Source organism: Psychrobacter sp. DAB_AL62B, assembly GCF_028895345.1.
In the GTDB taxonomy this organism is placed as follows: Bacteria; Pseudomonadota; Gammaproteobacteria; order Pseudomonadales; family Moraxellaceae; genus Psychrobacter.
Map to the genome: position 1 here is coordinate 485,704 of NZ_SAXC01000001.1, position 15,670 is coordinate 501,373.

At 42.6% G+C, this 15,670-nt stretch carries 16 protein-coding genes; 7 read left to right on the forward strand and 9 right to left on the reverse strand.

All coding sequences use genetic code 11. From position 1 onward, the window contains the following. Positions 1-31 precede the first annotated feature (31 nt). The 3 genes from EPB74_RS01930 to EPB74_RS01940 all read left to right on the forward strand — a co-directional run bounded on the left by EPB74_RS01930 (position 32) and on the right by EPB74_RS01940 (position 2,787). Positions 32-475, forward strand: coding sequence for an MAPEG family protein (locus tag EPB74_RS01930; RefSeq protein WP_079691743.1), 444 nt, complete (start codon positions 32-34; stop codon positions 473-475). Positions 476-575: 100 nt separating this feature from the next. Continuing rightward, positions 576-1,391 carry an alpha/beta fold hydrolase gene (locus tag EPB74_RS01935; RefSeq protein WP_079691742.1) on the forward strand — a complete coding sequence of 272 codons (816 nt, stop codon included), beginning with the start codon at positions 576-578 and terminating at the stop codon, positions 1,389-1,391. After that, positions 1,384-2,787: a DHA2 family efflux MFS transporter permease subunit gene (locus EPB74_RS01940; RefSeq protein WP_274902463.1), complete on the forward strand. Its 1,404-nt coding sequence runs from the start codon at positions 1,384-1,386 to the stop codon at positions 2,785-2,787. Before EPB74_RS01935 ends, EPB74_RS01940 begins: the two co-directional genes overlap by 8 nt. 169 nt (positions 2,788-2,956) lie before the next feature. Here the strand turns inward: EPB74_RS01940 and bfr (EPB74_RS01945) are convergent, their stop codons facing one another. The 3 genes from bfr (EPB74_RS01945) to EPB74_RS01955 all read right to left on the reverse strand — a co-directional run bounded on the left by bfr (EPB74_RS01945) (position 2,957) and on the right by EPB74_RS01955 (position 4,616). Continuing rightward, positions 2,957-3,439: a bacterioferritin gene (bfr, locus tag EPB74_RS01945; protein WP_274902465.1), complete on the reverse strand. Its 483-nt coding sequence runs from the start codon at positions 3,437-3,439 to the stop codon at positions 2,957-2,959. A gap of 63 nt (positions 3,440-3,502) precedes the next feature. After that, positions 3,503-3,991 carry a bacterioferritin gene (gene bfr, locus EPB74_RS01950; RefSeq protein ID WP_274902467.1) on the reverse strand — a complete coding sequence of 163 codons (489 nt, stop codon included), beginning with the start codon at positions 3,989-3,991 and terminating at the stop codon, positions 3,503-3,505. A gap of 433 nt (positions 3,992-4,424) precedes the next feature. After that, complete coding sequence (locus EPB74_RS01955) at positions 4,425-4,616, reverse strand: (2Fe-2S)-binding protein (RefSeq protein ID WP_079691738.1); 192 nt, start codon at positions 4,614-4,616, stop codon at positions 4,425-4,427. A 287-nt stretch (positions 4,617-4,903) separates the two neighbouring features. Here EPB74_RS01955 and EPB74_RS01960 point away from each other — a divergent pair, with 287 nt between their 5' ends. Beyond that, positions 4,904-5,236, forward strand: coding sequence for an ArsR/SmtB family transcription factor (locus EPB74_RS01960; protein WP_079691737.1), 333 nt, complete (start codon positions 4,904-4,906; stop codon positions 5,234-5,236). Positions 5,237-5,357: 121 nt separating this feature from the next. On the opposite strand, the gene EPB74_RS01965 is transcribed toward EPB74_RS01960, so the two are convergent. From EPB74_RS01965 to EPB74_RS01985, 5 genes are all read right to left on the reverse strand, one after another. After that, a complete protein-coding gene (locus EPB74_RS01965) occupies positions 5,358-6,080 on the reverse strand; it encodes a sulfate/molybdate ABC transporter ATP-binding protein (RefSeq protein ID WP_274902470.1) in 723 nt (240 codons plus the stop codon). 90 nt (positions 6,081-6,170) lie between these two features. After that, positions 6,171-7,118, reverse strand: a complete 948-nt coding sequence (gene cysW, locus EPB74_RS01970) for a sulfate ABC transporter permease subunit CysW (RefSeq protein WP_274902471.1) — start codon at positions 7,116-7,118, stop codon at positions 6,171-6,173. A gap of 1 nt (position 7,119) precedes the next feature. After that, positions 7,120-8,004: a sulfate ABC transporter permease subunit CysT gene (gene cysT / locus EPB74_RS01975; RefSeq protein WP_079691734.1), complete on the reverse strand. Its 885-nt coding sequence runs from the start codon at positions 8,002-8,004 to the stop codon at positions 7,120-7,122. 241 nt (positions 8,005-8,245) lie between these two features. After that, positions 8,246-9,340 (reverse strand): sulfate ABC transporter substrate-binding protein, encoded by a 1,095-nt coding sequence (locus EPB74_RS01980; protein WP_274902472.1) that lies wholly within the window; start codon positions 9,338-9,340, stop codon positions 8,246-8,248. Between the two features lie 245 nt (positions 9,341-9,585). Next, the gene (locus tag EPB74_RS01985) at positions 9,586-10,659 is read right to left on the reverse strand and encodes a sulfate ABC transporter substrate-binding protein (RefSeq protein WP_274902474.1); all 1,074 of its coding nucleotides are present in this window, start codon (positions 10,657-10,659) and stop codon (positions 9,586-9,588) included. Between the two features lie 507 nt (positions 10,660-11,166). Between EPB74_RS01985 and EPB74_RS01990 the strand changes: the two genes are divergently transcribed. Beyond that, positions 11,167-11,706: a hypothetical protein gene (locus tag EPB74_RS01990; RefSeq protein ID WP_274902476.1), complete on the forward strand. Its 540-nt coding sequence runs from the start codon at positions 11,167-11,169 to the stop codon at positions 11,704-11,706. A gap of 89 nt (positions 11,707-11,795) precedes the next feature. Here the strand turns inward: EPB74_RS01990 and sat are convergent, their stop codons facing one another. Further along, positions 11,796-13,049 (reverse strand): sulfate adenylyltransferase, encoded by a 1,254-nt coding sequence (gene sat, locus EPB74_RS01995; RefSeq protein ID WP_274902477.1) that lies wholly within the window; start codon positions 13,047-13,049, stop codon positions 11,796-11,798. Positions 13,050-13,372: 323 nt separating this feature from the next. Between sat and EPB74_RS02000 the strand changes: the two genes are divergently transcribed. Both EPB74_RS02000 and EPB74_RS02005 read left to right on the forward strand, forming a co-directional pair. Beyond that, a complete protein-coding gene (locus EPB74_RS02000) occupies positions 13,373-15,058 on the forward strand; it encodes a nitrite/sulfite reductase (protein WP_274902478.1) in 1,686 nt (561 codons plus the stop codon). Next, positions 15,051-15,647, forward strand: a complete 597-nt coding sequence (locus tag EPB74_RS02005) for a DUF934 domain-containing protein (protein WP_274902480.1) — start codon at positions 15,051-15,053, stop codon at positions 15,645-15,647. Before EPB74_RS02000 ends, EPB74_RS02005 begins: the two co-directional genes overlap by 8 nt. Positions 15,648-15,670: the final 23 nt, after the last annotated feature.

Consider the following 15,670-nt stretch of genomic DNA (forward strand, 5'->3'; position numbering starts at 1 on the left):
CTGCAGGACAACTTTAAGGTAAGGGATTATCATGGCAAATTTCATACAACCCAGCTTTATTCAACCTATAGTAGGAATGATGGGGGTGACCGCTGGTGTGTGGGGCTGGATGTATATTAAACGCTTGCGGTATTTGCAAACAGAAGGTATCGACCCTCAGTCGATTCGCACCCCTGCTAAGCTGACGGCTCTATTGCCTGAATCCGTCAACTTACCCGCTTATAACTTGCAGAACCTATTTGAGATGCCGGTATTATTTTATGTCATCTGTCTATCAGCCGAGTTGCTGAGAATTCAAGACATGACGCTAACAAACTGGCTCTATCAGGCGGCATGGGCGTTTGTGATTTTGCGGGCGGTTCATAGTGTAATTCAGTGCAGTTATAACCAAGTTATGCACCGCTTTATTGTCTATATACTCTCTTGTGCAACGCTATGGATAATGGCTATCAAGATGGCTACGATTGTTTTTTAGTAGCTATTTAATAAAGCTAGTACATGCCCTAATACAACTAAAATAATGACGACGATAACATCTATAAGAATGACTACTATAATCATAGAGGATAAGCACAATGACGACTTTTAAATTTAAAGGGCAATATACGGTAAACGTGCACACTCATACGCCCGCACCGGCAGATGACCAACACACTACCTTAGTATTTCTGACCGCTATTGGCGTACCTCTACGTAAATACAGTAAGTTGTTTATGGAATTAGTCGCTAAAGGCTATACCGTCATCGCGGCTGACTACCCTTGTTGTGGTGAAAACACCCCGCAAGTTGATCGAAGCGTCGACTATAACTATCAAGATATTATCGACAACTTTATCCCCCAGTTGCTTGAGCTCTCAGAGCATAAAGACACCTACTTGTTTGGTCATAGCTTAGGGGGCCATATGGCGACGATTTATAGTGCGCTGCATGACGTGCCAGTGATTGGGGTCGCTACGGGCAATCTGCATTATAAAAACTGGCAAGGGGCTGCTGGCAAGTTAAATATCCTACGCGCTGTGGCTCTCTTTAAACCTATGCTCGCTATCTATGGCTATTTTCCAGGCTATAAGATTAGCTTTGGTGATCGCGAACCTAAAGGCGTGATGAATGACTGGTGCCATACCGCATTAACTGGCCGCTACGACTTTATTCAGGCGGATTTGCAGGCAAGCAAAAACGCGGGTAGTGGCCGTGGTATCTACTTCTATATCGAGGGCGATGACTATGCCCCTTACAAATCTACGCAAAACCTTGCCAAACTGTGTGCCGACTCGACCTTGATTTCTGTCAAACTACCCGAACATATAAAAGGCAATCCACATGGAGCGTGGATTAAAGATCCTGATATTATCGTCCAACACCTTGATGAGCAACTAAGAAAACGTGACTAATCCAACTGCTACTACTCCCACTTCACTCCTCTCTCCTGTTCAAGCGAAATACTTGCCCTACGTGCTAGCCGTCGCTCTGTTTATGCAGATTTTGGATGCCACCATCCTTAATACCTCGCTGCCACAAATGGCGCAAGCACTGGGCGAATCACCGCTCAAAATGCAGTGGGCTGTCATCAGTTATGCGCTTACCTTGGCTATTTTTATTCCCATTAGTGGGTTTTTAGCGGATAAATATGGCACACGGCGAGTGTTTTTGTCCGCGATCATTATCTTTTGTATTGGCTCACTATTTTGTGCTGCTTCTCCTACCTTAAACCTTTTGATTGGCTCACGTATTGTACAAGGTATCGGCGGCGCAATGATGACACCCGTTGCGCGGTTGATATTGGTCAAATCTTATCCGCGCAATAAGCTCTTAACCGTCATGAACTTTGCAGTGATACCCGCATTGGTTGCGCCATTGGTCGGACCGGTATTGGGTGGTTATATCGTTCAGTACACCAGTTGGCATTGGATATTTTTAATCAACATTCCAATGGGTATTTTTGGCTTTATCATGGGTGAAAAGCTGGTACCTGCTTTATTTGAGGATACCAAACGTCTAGATTGGACAGGTTTTTTGTTATTTGCTGCCGCTGCGTGTGGTTTTACCCTCGCTGTAGAGTTTGGTTCGCAGACAGGTCGCGGATTTTATGGGCTCATGCTTGGATTGCTGGCAAGTCTATTGATAGGCGTGTATGTGTGGCATGCCAAACGTCGCTCTGCACCGTTGTTTCCGTTGAGTCTATTCAGTATCCGTACCTTTCGCATTGGCATTACAGGCAACCTATTTACCCGCCTTGGCATCAGCGCGGTGCCATTTTTATTGCCATTATTATTACAAGTGGTGTTTGAGTACTCCCCCTCACGAGCAGGATGGCTGCTTGCGCCCATCGCTGTGGGGGCAATAGGTATTAAACCGTGGGTCAGCAAGATTATCCAGCGTTATAGCTATCGCACGGTTCTTGTCTACAATACCTTTTTGATGGGCGTGCTCATTATTGTATTGGCGCAATTTAGCGATTCGTCACAATGGATTTGGTTTATCCCAATTTTGACGGTGATGGGCGCTTGTAATTCCATGCAGTTTAGCGCAATGAATACGATTACCATCGGTGACTTAGAAGGCACGCAAACCAGTAGTGGCAATAGTTTGATGGCCGTTAATCAACAACTGGCCATCAGCTTCGGTATTGCCTTTGGGGCGGCGCTGCTTAACCTATTGCGTGAGCGCCTGCAGCTTGATACGTTGGCTGCCTTTCAAACCACGTATTGGATACTGGGTATTTTGACTATCCTGTCCGGATTATACTTTTTACGCCTAAAACCTGAGGATGGTCGCGGCTTATATTGATGTATTGCAGGGCGCTATTTCGAGAGCATCTCTTTTATCTTAAGCTGACTATACAGCAACATTCGTTAACATTCAGACCTAAAAAAGCCAGCGTGTCATTGGTTGAAGACCAAGATACACGCTGGCTTTTGGCGATTAAATGATGGTTAATGACACCAACATGAATAATCTAAGGCGCTTTATCCTCATCCATTTGAGATTGGATATAGTTTTCAATACCAACGTCTTTCATTAAGTCTTCTTGTGTCTCTAACCAGTCTTGATACTCTTCATTGCCATCTTTTAGAATAACAAGTAGCTGACGCGATACATAATCTTGCAGCGTCTCACACAAGGTAATCGCATCAGTAATGATGGCGAATTTTTGTTTCTCTAAGCGTAAATTGCAGTCAATCATTTCAGGTACATCTTCAGCGATGAACATCTTGCCATAATCTTGCAAATTTGGTAAACCACCTAGCAATAAAATCCGTGCAATCAGATCATCAGACCATTTCATCTCCGCAATAGACTGTTTATAGAAACTTTTATTTAGCGACTCTAAGCCCCAGTGTCTAGCGATACGAGCATGCAAAAAATACTGATTGATCGCTATTAATGACTGTCCAAGCACTTTATTTAGTGCACGGATAACCTCTTTATTCCCTTTCATGACCTCTCTCCTTCCTTATTTTGTTTAAGCTAAACCTTGTGGCTATTCATATCCATTATGATATTAAATAAGATTGGGAGACACTTCAGCCATCTGACTTTGTAAATAATTTTGCAGACCAATCATATCAATCAATCGCAACTGTTGCTCAAGCCAATGTGCATGATCTTCTTCTGTATCTTTGAGCTGCTCGACCAACATCTCACGCGTCACATAGTCATGCTCTGCTTCGCAGATAGCAATACCATCTTTAAGATGTTGTTGTACTTCATATTCAAGGTTAAGGTCGAGCTGCAGCATTTCTGGAACCGTACTACCAATATGAATGTCATTGACTTTCATCTTTGGTGTGCCGCTCAGCATCAAGATACGGCGGATGATAGCTTGTGCATGCATGGTTTCGTCTTGCATTTCATGGCTGATACGATCGTATAATTTGCCGTAATGCCATTCCGCATACATCTCAGAATGAATGAAATACTGATCACGAGCCGCAAGCTCACCACCTAACAAAAAGTTTAAATAGTCAATCACTTTCGGGCTGCCTATCATCACATATACTCCTGTATTTATAGTTATCTGCAGATTAAATTCATAATATTACATATATAGAAAGCACTATCGGTAAACCAATCAGTAAAGATTAATTCAACAAAACGTCTTACAAAGACAGATAGATATAGTAACATACGGACGCGTATAGCTTGTAATGATATGAACTGAGAATAAGATGCGAATTGAGAATCATAATGAACGACTGTTGCCATTGGCCGACAGTAATCAATAATAAGACTCAATATGGATCAATCGATAGCATGAATGCAGGTGTATAAGTGAAGTTATATGGACGCTGGCAATCTACCCTTTAGGTATAATAAACAAAAGATATGTGCAAAATATTGAATACATTGCTGTTACATCGAGGTGCATAGATATAGTTATTAGACATAACTATTATAGTAGGGAATATCTTAGTAGATACGGCTTAAACTGCGTAAGCCAATACATCGAGTTTGGCATGGTGTGCATCAAGATAGTCATTTACCATAGGCTCACAGCAGCCGCAGCAAGTTGCCACATCTAGAGTATCTTTTAGACCATCTAACGTATCAATGCCCGAAGCAATGGCGGCTTTGATTTGCTTTTCTTTGACATCGTTACAGATACATACGTACATATGCGGGCTCCTACGTGAATGACTAACTTGTTATTCGTTATAATAACGATAATTATTACCATTTACAATAGTATTTAAAATATTTGTCAGTCATGTTAGTTATGACCGTCATCTTATATTGCGCTTATTTAATCCACGTAACTGAATATACTGCTAACTGTAACTATAAAGTATCAAAGGTAGTAAAATGGCGACGAACTGTAAATATGGTCATTTTTTAATCGATTTTGTAGCTAACTGCTGTTATATTGTCCCCCTATCAACTAAACATATATTGGAATTGTTCTATGTCTAATAATAATTCTATGATACAACCACTTGAGTTGTTTAAAGTATTATCTGACCCAACGCGCTTAAAGATTTTTCAAATCTTATTTAATAAAGAATCGCGCTGCGTTGGTGAGCTGGTAGAAATACTTGATCAACCACAGCCGACCATATCGCGCCATCTTAATCACTTGAAAAAATTGGGTATTTTAAGCTGTGTTCGTGATGGAACGTGGATGTGGTATGAAGTGGCAGATGATTTGCCAGAGTGGTGCCAAGATATCTTAGATATTACTTATCAGCAGATATCAACCAAAGATATTAATGTGCAAAAACCTACTTCCATGTCGTAGGCATTAGAAACCTTGATTAGACAGACTCTATCAAGAAAAACCTTGGTTAATTCGACCATAAAAAAAGACCCAATCTGATTAGGTCTTTTTTATGGGTTAACTGTCTTTTATCTTAAAATGACTATACCAAGTCCAAAAAATCACTGACAAACGCATTGGCTGGCTGGTGAATCAGCTCCTCTGACGTCCCTACCTGCTCGACGCGACCATGGTTCATGACCACAATCTCATCAGATACTGCCCGCGCCTCTTCTTGGTCATGGGTGACCATGATGCTGGTGATACCAAGCTCATGATGGATGTTTTTTAGCCACGTGCGCAGCTCTTTACGTACCTTAGCATCTAGCGCACCAAACGGCTCATCCAATAACAATAACTTTGGCTTCACAGCTAAAGCGCGTGCTAGCGCAATCCGCTGACGTTGACCGCCTGATAATTGGTGCGGATAAGCGTTGGCCAATTGTGGCAGTTGTACTAATTCTAATAACTCGGCAACCCGCTTATTAATATCCGCTTTACTTGGGCGCTCCGCCTTTGGTAATAAAGTAAGCCCGAACGCAATATTGTCGGCGATGTTTTTATGGCGAAACAGCGCATAGTGCTGAAACATAAAGCCAATATGGCGTTTTTGTACTGGCGTATTGGTGACATCTAACTCATCGAATAATATCTGTCCTGAGTCTGCATACTCAAGACCAGCAATAATCCGTAGTAAGGTGGTTTTACCACAGCCTGAAGGCCCAAGTAAGGTAGTTAGCTTACCTGTCGGGACAGTGATATTAATGTCGTTTAGGGCAGTAAAATCACCAAATTTTTTATTAACGTTCCTAATCTCGATGCTCATAGCAGTATCTCTTATAATGTTTCTTATTATGGCTTTATCTAATGGTGCATAATTTTCTTTGTCAGCAGTTTTAACAACGTCTGTAATAACTTATTTATCAGCGTCTCTATCGTTACTAATAGGCTTCTTAACCGTCGCATTGGCACTAACGGGCAATTCAGGGGCGCTTACCAGCCGCTCAGACTTAGCAAACTTACGATCTTGCAGCTTAGTCATCACTTGTTGCACGAGCAAGGTCACCATAGCTAAGGCAGCAAGTAGGCTAGATAAGGCAAAAGCGGCCGTAAAGTTATAATCGTTATAGGCAATCTCGACCAATAGTGGCATGGTGTTGGTTTCGCCGCGAATATGACCAGAGACCACACTGACTGCGCCAAACTCACCCATCGCCCGCGCATTGGTCAAAATCAAACCATATAGCAATGCCCACTTTATATTGGGTAAGGTAATATGCCAAAACGTTTGCCAACCGCTAGCGCCAAGTGTCAACGCTGCTTGCTCCTCAGAGTCACCTTGAGTTTGCATCAAGGGTATCAGCTCACGGGCAACAAAGGGAAAAGTCACAAATAAGGTGGCTAAAATAATACCAGGAACTGCAAAAATAATCTGTATCCCCATACTCTCAAGCCAGCCACCGATAGGCGAGTTAAGACCAAATAACAGGATAAACATCAAGCCTGCAACCACCGGTGATACCGAAAATGGTAAATCAAGTAAAGTGGTGACCAGCTGTTTGCCTTTAAATTGATAACGTGTCACCAGCCATGCAATGGCTATACCCATCACCATATTAATCGGTACGACAATAGCAGCAGTAATCAGAGTCAGCTTAATCGCTTGTAGCGCTTCAGGCTCAATAAGAGAAGCAATATACAATTCCCAACCATTTTTAAGCGCTTCGTAAAATACGGCAAGTAGTGGAAATACCAACATAATAATCATAAATAAGACGGCAATAGTAATAAATATGCGTCTGATCCATGGCTTATCTCTGGTCGCAGGATTGCTTTGATAGTCGTAGCTATTGGCTATTTGCATCTTAGCGAGCTCCTACGCGGCGTGACAGTTTCCACTGCACTATATTAATCGTTAATAAAATCACAAATGAAATCAGCAGCATAAATAACGCCACTGCCGATGCACCTTGGATATCAAATTGCTCAAGTTTACTGATAATAATAATGGGTAGAATCTCAGATTCCATTGGTATATTACCGGCGATAAAAATAACAGAACCATACTCACCAGTGGCACGAGCAAACATCATGCCAGCGCCCATAAGTAGTGCAGGTAGTAGCTCTGGTAAAATGACTTTGCGAAAGGTAGTAAATCGATTGGCTCCCAGTACCGCAGCTGCCTCTTCAAATTCAACCGATAACTCTGCTAATACGGGCTGCACCGCACGCACAATAAACGGAAAACTCACGACAACTAACGCCAGCCAAATACCTATCGGGGTAAATGCTACTTGAATCCCAATTTTCTCAAACCACTGCCCTATTAAGCCGTTAGGCGCATAAAGGGTAGCAAGCGAGATACCAGTCACGGCTGTCGGTAGCGCAAATGGCAAATCAACCAAGGCATTAATGAGGGATTTTCCCCAAAACTCATAACGTACCAACACCCAAGCGACCAAGGTACCAAACACCATATTGGTCAACATGGCTAAGAACGACATCCATAACGTCAACTTGATGGCGGCTGCGACCTGAGGCTGACTAATGGTTGTCCAAAATCCTGTCCAGCCCATTTGGGTGGTGGTATAAGCCATCATCGCAAACGGCAACACCACCAATAACGATAAGCTAAAGACGGTGATTCCCATACTTAGCCCAAAACCTGGTAGCACATTACGTTGGCGCAAGCGTGTCAGCCAGCCCTTCTTGTGACTAGGTTTATTGGCAGAAGAGGTTGTTGCACTCATAATAATGTCCTATTGCCTATCTAATGGTGCTTATCGTTAAGACCATTTATTTCAAGTTTGTTATTAGTATGCTTATGGTATAAAGGACATAGCACGAGTGGCCATGTCCTTTATATTGTTTACTCTACTTATTGAACGATACTGTTGATTATCTTTCTAAGTTAAAGGTAGCTCTAAACTCATTATATTTTAAGAGTCAATGTTTTGAGAGCTAATGTTTTAAGGATTGCTTTATTAAAAGTTACTTTGGCGCGTTAACGGCTAACTGATCGAACACACCGCCGTCACTGAAGAAATTACCCATGATCTCATCCCATGAGCCAAAAGTATCATTCGGACGGAAAGTCTCAATTGGTGGTAATTTATCACCGTTTTTATCAAGAACACTTTTCACGCTTGGACGTAAGTACAAGTCAGCGGCCAATTGTTGAGCGGGCTCGCTCCATAGGTAATCAAGATAGACTTTTGCAGCAGAAGTGGTGCCTTTTTTGTCAGTCACGGTCTTTACAATAGCCACCGGACTTTCAGACTTGATAGAGTATTTAGGATAAACGATATCGACTTTACCAGCGCCAAAATCAGTGGCCGCAAGATTTGCTTCATTCTCAAAAGTAACTAGCACATCACCGATACCGCGTTGAACAAAGGTCGTCGTTGCTGCGCGTCCGCCACTCTCATAAACTTTGACGTTTTTAAGAACGTCTTTTACGTAGCTTTTGGTTTTAGCTTCGTCTTTATTAAACGCATTCAGACCGTAACCATAAGCGCCTAAAAAGGCATAACGGCCATTACCCGTGACTTTCGGGTTTGCCATGACAATCTCAACGCCATCCTTGGTTAAGTCTTCCCAGTCTTTGATGTTTTTTGGATTGTCTTTACGCACTAAAAATACGATGGTGCTGGTAAAAGGTACGGCGTTATCTGGGAACTTACTTTCCCAATCTGCTTCAACCAAACCTTTCTTCTGAAGAAGCTCAATATCTGAGCCTTGGTTCATAGTCGCTACGTCTGCTTGTAAGCCATTAGCAACCGATAATGCTTGTTTGCTTGAGCCACCATGCGACTGATTAACGCTGATATTACTGTTTGGGTTTTCAGCTTTATAGTGTTCAATAAATAAAGGGTTGTAGCCTTTGTAAAAATCGCGTGCCACATCGTAAGAAACGTTTAATAGCTCAATATTTTCAGCGGCAGCAGCTGGCTCGCCCTCTACTTTGGCAGTTGGCTCAGTCTTTTCGCTATTGCTACAGCCTGTCATACCCAAAGTGAGCGCCACGCCGGCGATACTTAGGACGCTAATCGTTTTGTTTTTATAACCTGCTGTATATGATGTCATGGCTGCCTCAAATGAGATAAGTTAAGTAATGCAGGTATGCTAACAGCGTAGGCTTATTATGTTTAATGACGAATATGCGTATGTTATTGCCAAAATGGAATATAAGATGTAAAAATATAGGCTTATCAAGCACTTAATATAACGAGCGTTTGATAAGCCTTATATTTTTATAAGCGAATGACCGATTGCTTGCATCATTCGCCAATAGTCAGTCGAAAGTAAGGCAGTAATTGATCATCCTGTTTTTATTTCGCACTTGCCAACGCATCAAAGCGACTACCATCAACAAAGAATGTCTCCATAATTTGTGTCCAAGGACCAAATACTGCTACTGGCTCAAACGTCTCAATATCAAGCAAGGTGTCCTTGTGGGCAGTAAGCACTTGCTCATTACTAGGACGCATATACATCTGTGCCATCAGTTCCTGTGCAGGCTTGTCCCATAAGCTTTTTAGATACGTGTTTGCTGCTTCTGTTTTACCTGCTTTATCAGTCACTGCAGTCACCACAGCAACAGGATTGGCAATCAACACTGAATAACTTGGATAGACGATGTCGACTTTTCCTTTGGCAAATTGCTTGGCGGCCAAATGCGCTTCGTTTTCGGTCGTAATGAGCACATCGCCTAGACCGCGCTGGGTAAAGCTAGTCGTTGCGGCACGTGCACCATTATCATAAGTGACGACGTTCGCCAGTAGCTTTTTGATAAAACCATCTGTTTTGGTAGAAGCATTAACATTTTCTTTAAAATGATGGAGACCATAGCCATAGGCGCCTAAAAAAGCATAACGCGCGGTGCCACTGGTTTTTGGGTTAGGTATCACCACACCGATGTCACTACGTGCCAAATCTTGCCAGTCTTTAATACCTTTTGGATTGCCACTGCGTACCAATAGCACCATGGTACTGGTGTAAGGGACAGCCTTATTTGGTAATGCTTGTTGCCAATCAGCAGCAACCAAGCCTTTTTCAACCAGCAGATTCATATCACTTTCTTGGTTAAAGGTCACCACATCCGCTTGTAAACCATTAGCGACCGACAATGCTTGCTTACTTGAGCCACCATGCGACTGATTGATACTAACTTTGCTATCGGGATGTTCTTTTTGATAACCCTTAGCGAATAAGGTGTTGTAGTCTTTATAAAAATCGCGTGATACATCATAAGAGACGTTAAGTATCTCGATATCTTTTGACCCATCTGCTGTTTTTTGTGCCTCGTTTTGAGTAGCTTTAGTGGGACTACAGCCAGTCATTAACATCACAACTGCCAGTACGCCACCAATATTTAATCTGACATTAGATACGTGTGCTCTCATATTTTTACGCTCAATAAGTAATTGGACACTAGCCAAGCTAAGCTTGTGAAACCTCTTGTGAGTCGGTTGCATAAATACTCTCGATAATATTGATAGGATCGTTGCTTCAAAATATTGATCGCCCAGTTAAAGGCTATAATGTCTTGAACATGATTTGATGAATATGGTTTTATGAATAATGAGAGATATGCTAGCAGCATAGAAGTTAAATGCTTAGTGACGAATCCGCTTATCGAGTGATTAACTTGGCATAAGTAATGTTATTAGTTATTCTAAAACAGCTGTTTTTATTGGGTATTTTTGCGATATAGTGATAAGCAGACACTTTTGAGTAAGCTACGGTATTGTTTACTTAGTAGACTGGTATTTATGTAAGCTGTATTATCCGTTGAATATTCAACATACCTTAACTATGCCGTTTAAATGGCTTAATTTTACAACCATCAAACTTTATTATTTTGCAGACATACTAACCATCTCAATTACTTACTTAAAAAAGGCGCCTAAATGACCCTTTCTCTACCTCGTTATTCTAATTTTTTTGCGGCACTCTCATTAACCACTTCTGCTCTATTTGCCTTGAGCGGCTGTAATAATACGACCACCAGTACAGGCAGCAACATTGTAAAGCAAACAACAGCGACTATTACGCCTGCAGTGCAAGCAGTGGTTGGAGACTATGCTTCTAAGGGCTACGCTTCTGAGGGTTATGCTAAACGTACACAAAGCTATGATTGGGTTGGCGTCATGGTGCGCGCAGCAGATGATGAACAAGAGGGACAAATTGATATCAAGGTACGAGCGCGCAGCGATATCAAGAAACCGACGTGCCAATTTGATGGTAAAGCGACTTTTATGGGGCAAGATGACGCGCACGGTATCATTTTTCAAACCAAAGTAGATAACAGCGCGGTCTTTCTGCAATTTAAAGACGATATGCTGACTATCGATAGCCAAGATAAATATGCATTGAATGCCTTTTGTTCTGGCGGTGCTACCTTGGTCGGTGACTATCAGAAACTGGCAGGTGATTTAGAGCTAAGCTAAGCAAGATATTTTTAAGATATTCAAATAAAAAAGGGTCAGATGATATATCTGACCCTTTTTTTGATATTTAATTTTCAGAACATGTACTCTTATACTGCAGAAGCCCCAACCAATTTGACCTCAGCACGTTCCTCACGAGCGATACCGGCATAATAATCACGCAAAATCTGCAACACTTCTGGACGGCTAAAGTTGTCTGGCACTTCTTCGTCCTCTGATAGTGCTTTACGCAGCTTAGTCCCTGATACTTTGACATGCTCAGAGGCGTCATGCGGGCAAGTTTTGTCCGATGCCATAGCGTTACAAGCATTACACCAAAACGTCCAGCCAATTCTTAATGGTTGGGTAATCAAATCGTCTTTACCAACATGTTCAAAAATAGTCTGCGCATCAAAGGCACCATAATAATCGCCAACACCCGCATGGTCACGACCAACAATCAGATGGCTACAACCATAGTTTTGACGGAATACGGCATGCAGTAATGCCTCACGTGGACCGGCATAACGCATATCTAATGGATAGCCAGCTTGAATAACGGTATCTTGTCTAAAGTAATTATCAATCAAAGTTTTAATGGCTTCTTGACGGACGTCTGCTGGGATATCGCCTGGTTTTAGTGCGCCCAATAACGAGTGTATCAGTACGCCATCACATATCTCAATAGCAATCTTGGCAAGATATTCGTGTGAGCGGTGCATTGGATTACGGGTTTGGAAGGCAGCGACCGTTTTCCAGCCTTTAGCATCCAAAATCTCGCGGGTTTCAGCTGGTGTTTTATAGATTTCTGGATATAAGGTTGGGAACTCGCCTTCACTTAAGACTTCGACGCTACCGGCGATATTGACTTCGCCTTGCTCCAATACTTGTTGAACGCCGGGATGCTCTGGATCTGTGGTGGTAAAAACCTTTTGGCATTCATGCGCTTTATCGATGGTATAAGTCTCTTCCACCGTCAAAATGCCCATAATCTCGCCGTCTTGCGCCACCAAAGCTACTTTGTCGCCTTTACTCAAACTGTCAGCCGTTACTTTTGGCGCAGATAAAGTAATAGGAATCGGCCAAAACAAATCAGCATTGTCACCACTTTGCAGACGCATGTTATCTACCACGCCCTGCCAATCCGCTTGATTCATAAAACCATTTAACGGTGTAAAGCCGCCAATACCAAACATAATCAAATCACCGCGCTCACGTGAGCTCAATGTGATGGTTGGCAAGGTGCTGGCAAACTTTAACGCTTGGTTACGCGCACTCTCATTTAATAAAAGCGGCTTAAGCTCAGCACTACCATGTGGTGGAACGAGTTTTGATGGTTTTTGATTAGCGGTTATAGATGTCATAGTGTTTTAAAACCTCAAGGGATGGTCAAGAAAATAAACAAGCGATAGTTTAACGATAAACGATTAGTTGCTAATGGATAGCCAATTATTGGCGATTTATGAAAGTTGAAAGTTGAAAGTTGAAAATTTAATTTGATAAACATAGGCTACCTAACTTTCGTTATGAAAATTTATGCTGTGTTTGGATATGGATATGTCTTAAAGGAATTTATGTTTAGAGAGCCAACCTTATATGATGTAAAACTGAATTGTTTACCTTGCGATTGGCAATAAAACTTATTAGTCGCTGCTTTTACGTTTAAAAATAACATTGAGATTACGTCATGTATCAATATAACTACGCTGACCAAACCTTAGTAGAAGAACGGGTTGCGCAATTTCGTGACCAAACTGAACGATTTTTGGCAGGCGAGCTCCCAGAAGAGCAGTTTTTACCGCTACGACTGCAAAACGGTCTTTATATTCAACGTTATGCACCGATGCTACGTATCGCTATCCCTTACGGGCTGCTTGCTACCTATCAGTTGCGTAAATTGGCTGAGATTACCCGCAAATATGACAAAGGTTACGGGCACTTTACTACCCGTACCAATATGCAGCTGAACTGGCCAAAACTTGAAGAAGTACCAGATATTTTGGCGGAGCTAGCATCAGTACAAATGCACTCGATCCAAACGTCGGGTAACTGTATTCGTAATACCACCACGGACCCTTATGCTGGTATTCATCAAGAAGAAATTGCCGATCCACGCCCCTATTGCGAGATTATTCGCCAGTGGTCAACCTTTCACCCTGAGTTTGCTTTTTTGCCGCGTAAATTTAAGATTGCCGTTATTGGTACGGCCAACGACCGCGCTGCCACGCAAGTACATGATGTGGGACTGCATTTAAAGACCAATGACGCAGGCGAGCTTGGTTTTGAAGTCATCGTTGGTGGCGGACTTGGACGTACGCCTGTCATTGGCAAGGTTATTAATGAGTTCTTACCACGTCACCACCTGCTCAGCTACTTAGATGCTATTTTGCGCGTCTATAACCTGCACGGTCGCCGCGACAATAAGTTTAAAGCCCGTATCAAGATATTGGTTGAGAGTATGGGTGGCCCTGCCTTTGCTAAACTGGTCGATGCTGAATGGGAAGCGCATATCAAAGACGGCCCATTGACTTTAACCGATGCAAACTTTGCAACCGCCAGTAGCTTTTTCACGGAACCTGATTACCTTACCTTTGATGCCCTACAAGCGCAGTCTGAGCTACAACAGCAACTGAGCGCCGATAAAGACTTTGCTAATTGGTATACCCAAAATACCGTGGCGCATAAAGTCGCAGGCTATCGCGCCGTGGTGATTTCGCTAAAAGCTGGTTTGGTCGACGGCATCTATGTGCCATCAGGCGATGTAAGCGAGACGCAAATGGATGCCCTCGCTGATCTTGCTGATAAATATAGCTTTAGTGAATTGCGTGGTACTTATCAGCAAAATCTAGTATTTGCAGACGTACAAAGCAATCAGTTATACGAGCTATGGCAACAGCTGGCTAAGCTACATTTAGCCCGCGCTAATATCAATACCTTAACCGATATGATTGTCTGCCCAGGCTGGGACTTTTGCTCGCTTGCCAATGCCACTACACATAATATTGCCGAGCAAATCGAAAAACAGTTTGATGATCTCGACTACCTTTATGATTTGGGTGACATTCGCCTCAATATGTCTGGTTGCATGAACGCTTGTGCGCATCATCATACTGGTGATATCGGTATTCTTGGTGTCGATAAAAAGGGTGAGCACTGGTATCAAATCAGCCTTGGCGGCAACTCTAGTGATAATGCCAAAATCGGTAAAATATTGGGTAAAGCCGTGCCAGCTGACGACGTGGCAACTACTCTACAAAAGATATTGGACGTTTATCTAGAGCAGCGCGTGAGTAATGAGAACGATGTAGAAGGCTTTGGTGACTTGGTCGATCGCGTTGGTATTGCACCCTTTAAGGAGAAGGTTTATGGGTAATCATCATGTGTTAAACAGCAAAGGCATTGATATCGGTCAAAATGATACATGGTTGGCGCTTAGCACCAATGAGCTACCAGATGGCATTGCACTTACCCATATATCGCTACTTGAGCTACTGCATAAACAAGAAAAATTCGATATCGTACTGCCGCTCACTGATTTATTAGATGCTAAAGGCAAGCTCGCTGGCGGGCTATTACAGCAGTTGCATGAGCTGTTAACCGAACATGCCAGCCGTGTCGGTGTTTGGATCACATCAGATAACGATACTGATACATTAGTTAATTTGTCAGAGTTTTTATTACAGCAAGATTTGATTGTCATTCATGTACCCGTCTTCACCGACGGGCGCGGCTTTAGTTATGCGCAAACCCTGCGCCAAATGGGCTATCAGGGCGAGATTCGCATGGCTGGCAAGTTTGGCCGTGATCAAATTGCTTATTTGTTACGCGCTGGTGCTGATAGTTTTGTGATTAGCGAGCATGATATGCAATCTATTTCTGACATCAGTCAAGCATTTAACGCGCTTGCCAGTAGCTATGACGGTCGCGATGCTAGCGCATTGCCGATGTTTGCAGGTGCTTAATTTTATAATGAATCATACGAACT

What these genes read in the sequence shown, in the direction of transcription:
- EPB74_RS01930 (WP_079691743.1), top strand. Translation starts at nt 32, where the DNA reads ATGGCAAATTTCATACAACCCAGCTTTATTCAACCTATAGTAGGAATG.
- EPB74_RS01935 (WP_079691742.1), top strand. Translation starts at nt 576, where the DNA reads ATGACGACTTTTAAATTTAAAGGGCAATATACGGTAAACGTGCACACT.
- bfr (WP_274902465.1), bottom strand. Translation starts at nt 3,439, where the DNA reads ATGAAAGGGAATAAAGAGGTTATCCGTGCACTAAATAAAGTGCTTGGA.
- bfr (WP_274902467.1), bottom strand. Translation starts at nt 3,991, where the DNA reads ATGATAGGCAGCCCGAAAGTGATTGACTATTTAAACTTTTTGTTAGGT.
- EPB74_RS01955 (WP_079691738.1), bottom strand. Translation starts at nt 4,616, where the DNA reads ATGTACGTATGTATCTGTAACGATGTCAAAGAAAAGCAAATCAAAGCC.
- EPB74_RS01960 (WP_079691737.1), top strand. Translation starts at nt 4,904, where the DNA reads ATGTCTAATAATAATTCTATGATACAACCACTTGAGTTGTTTAAAGTA.
- EPB74_RS01965 (WP_274902470.1), bottom strand. Translation starts at nt 6,080, where the DNA reads ATGAGCATCGAGATTAGGAACGTTAATAAAAAATTTGGTGATTTTACT.
- cysW (WP_274902471.1), bottom strand. Translation starts at nt 7,118, where the DNA reads ATGCAAATAGCCAATAGCTACGACTATCAAAGCAATCCTGCGACCAGA.
- cysT (WP_079691734.1), bottom strand. Translation starts at nt 8,004, where the DNA reads ATGAGTGCAACAACCTCTTCTGCCAATAAACCTAGTCACAAGAAGGGC.
- EPB74_RS01980 (WP_274902472.1), bottom strand. Translation starts at nt 9,340, where the DNA reads ATGACATCATATACAGCAGGTTATAAAAACAAAACGATTAGCGTCCTA.
- EPB74_RS01985 (WP_274902474.1), bottom strand. Translation starts at nt 10,659, where the DNA reads ATGAGAGCACACGTATCTAATGTCAGATTAAATATTGGTGGCGTACTG.
- EPB74_RS01990 (WP_274902476.1), top strand. Translation starts at nt 11,167, where the DNA reads ATGACCCTTTCTCTACCTCGTTATTCTAATTTTTTTGCGGCACTCTCA.
- sat (WP_274902477.1), bottom strand. Translation starts at nt 13,049, where the DNA reads ATGACATCTATAACCGCTAATCAAAAACCATCAAAACTCGTTCCACCA.
- EPB74_RS02000 (WP_274902478.1), top strand. Translation starts at nt 13,373, where the DNA reads ATGTATCAATATAACTACGCTGACCAAACCTTAGTAGAAGAACGGGTT.
- EPB74_RS02005 (WP_274902480.1), top strand. Translation starts at nt 15,051, where the DNA reads ATGGGTAATCATCATGTGTTAAACAGCAAAGGCATTGATATCGGTCAA.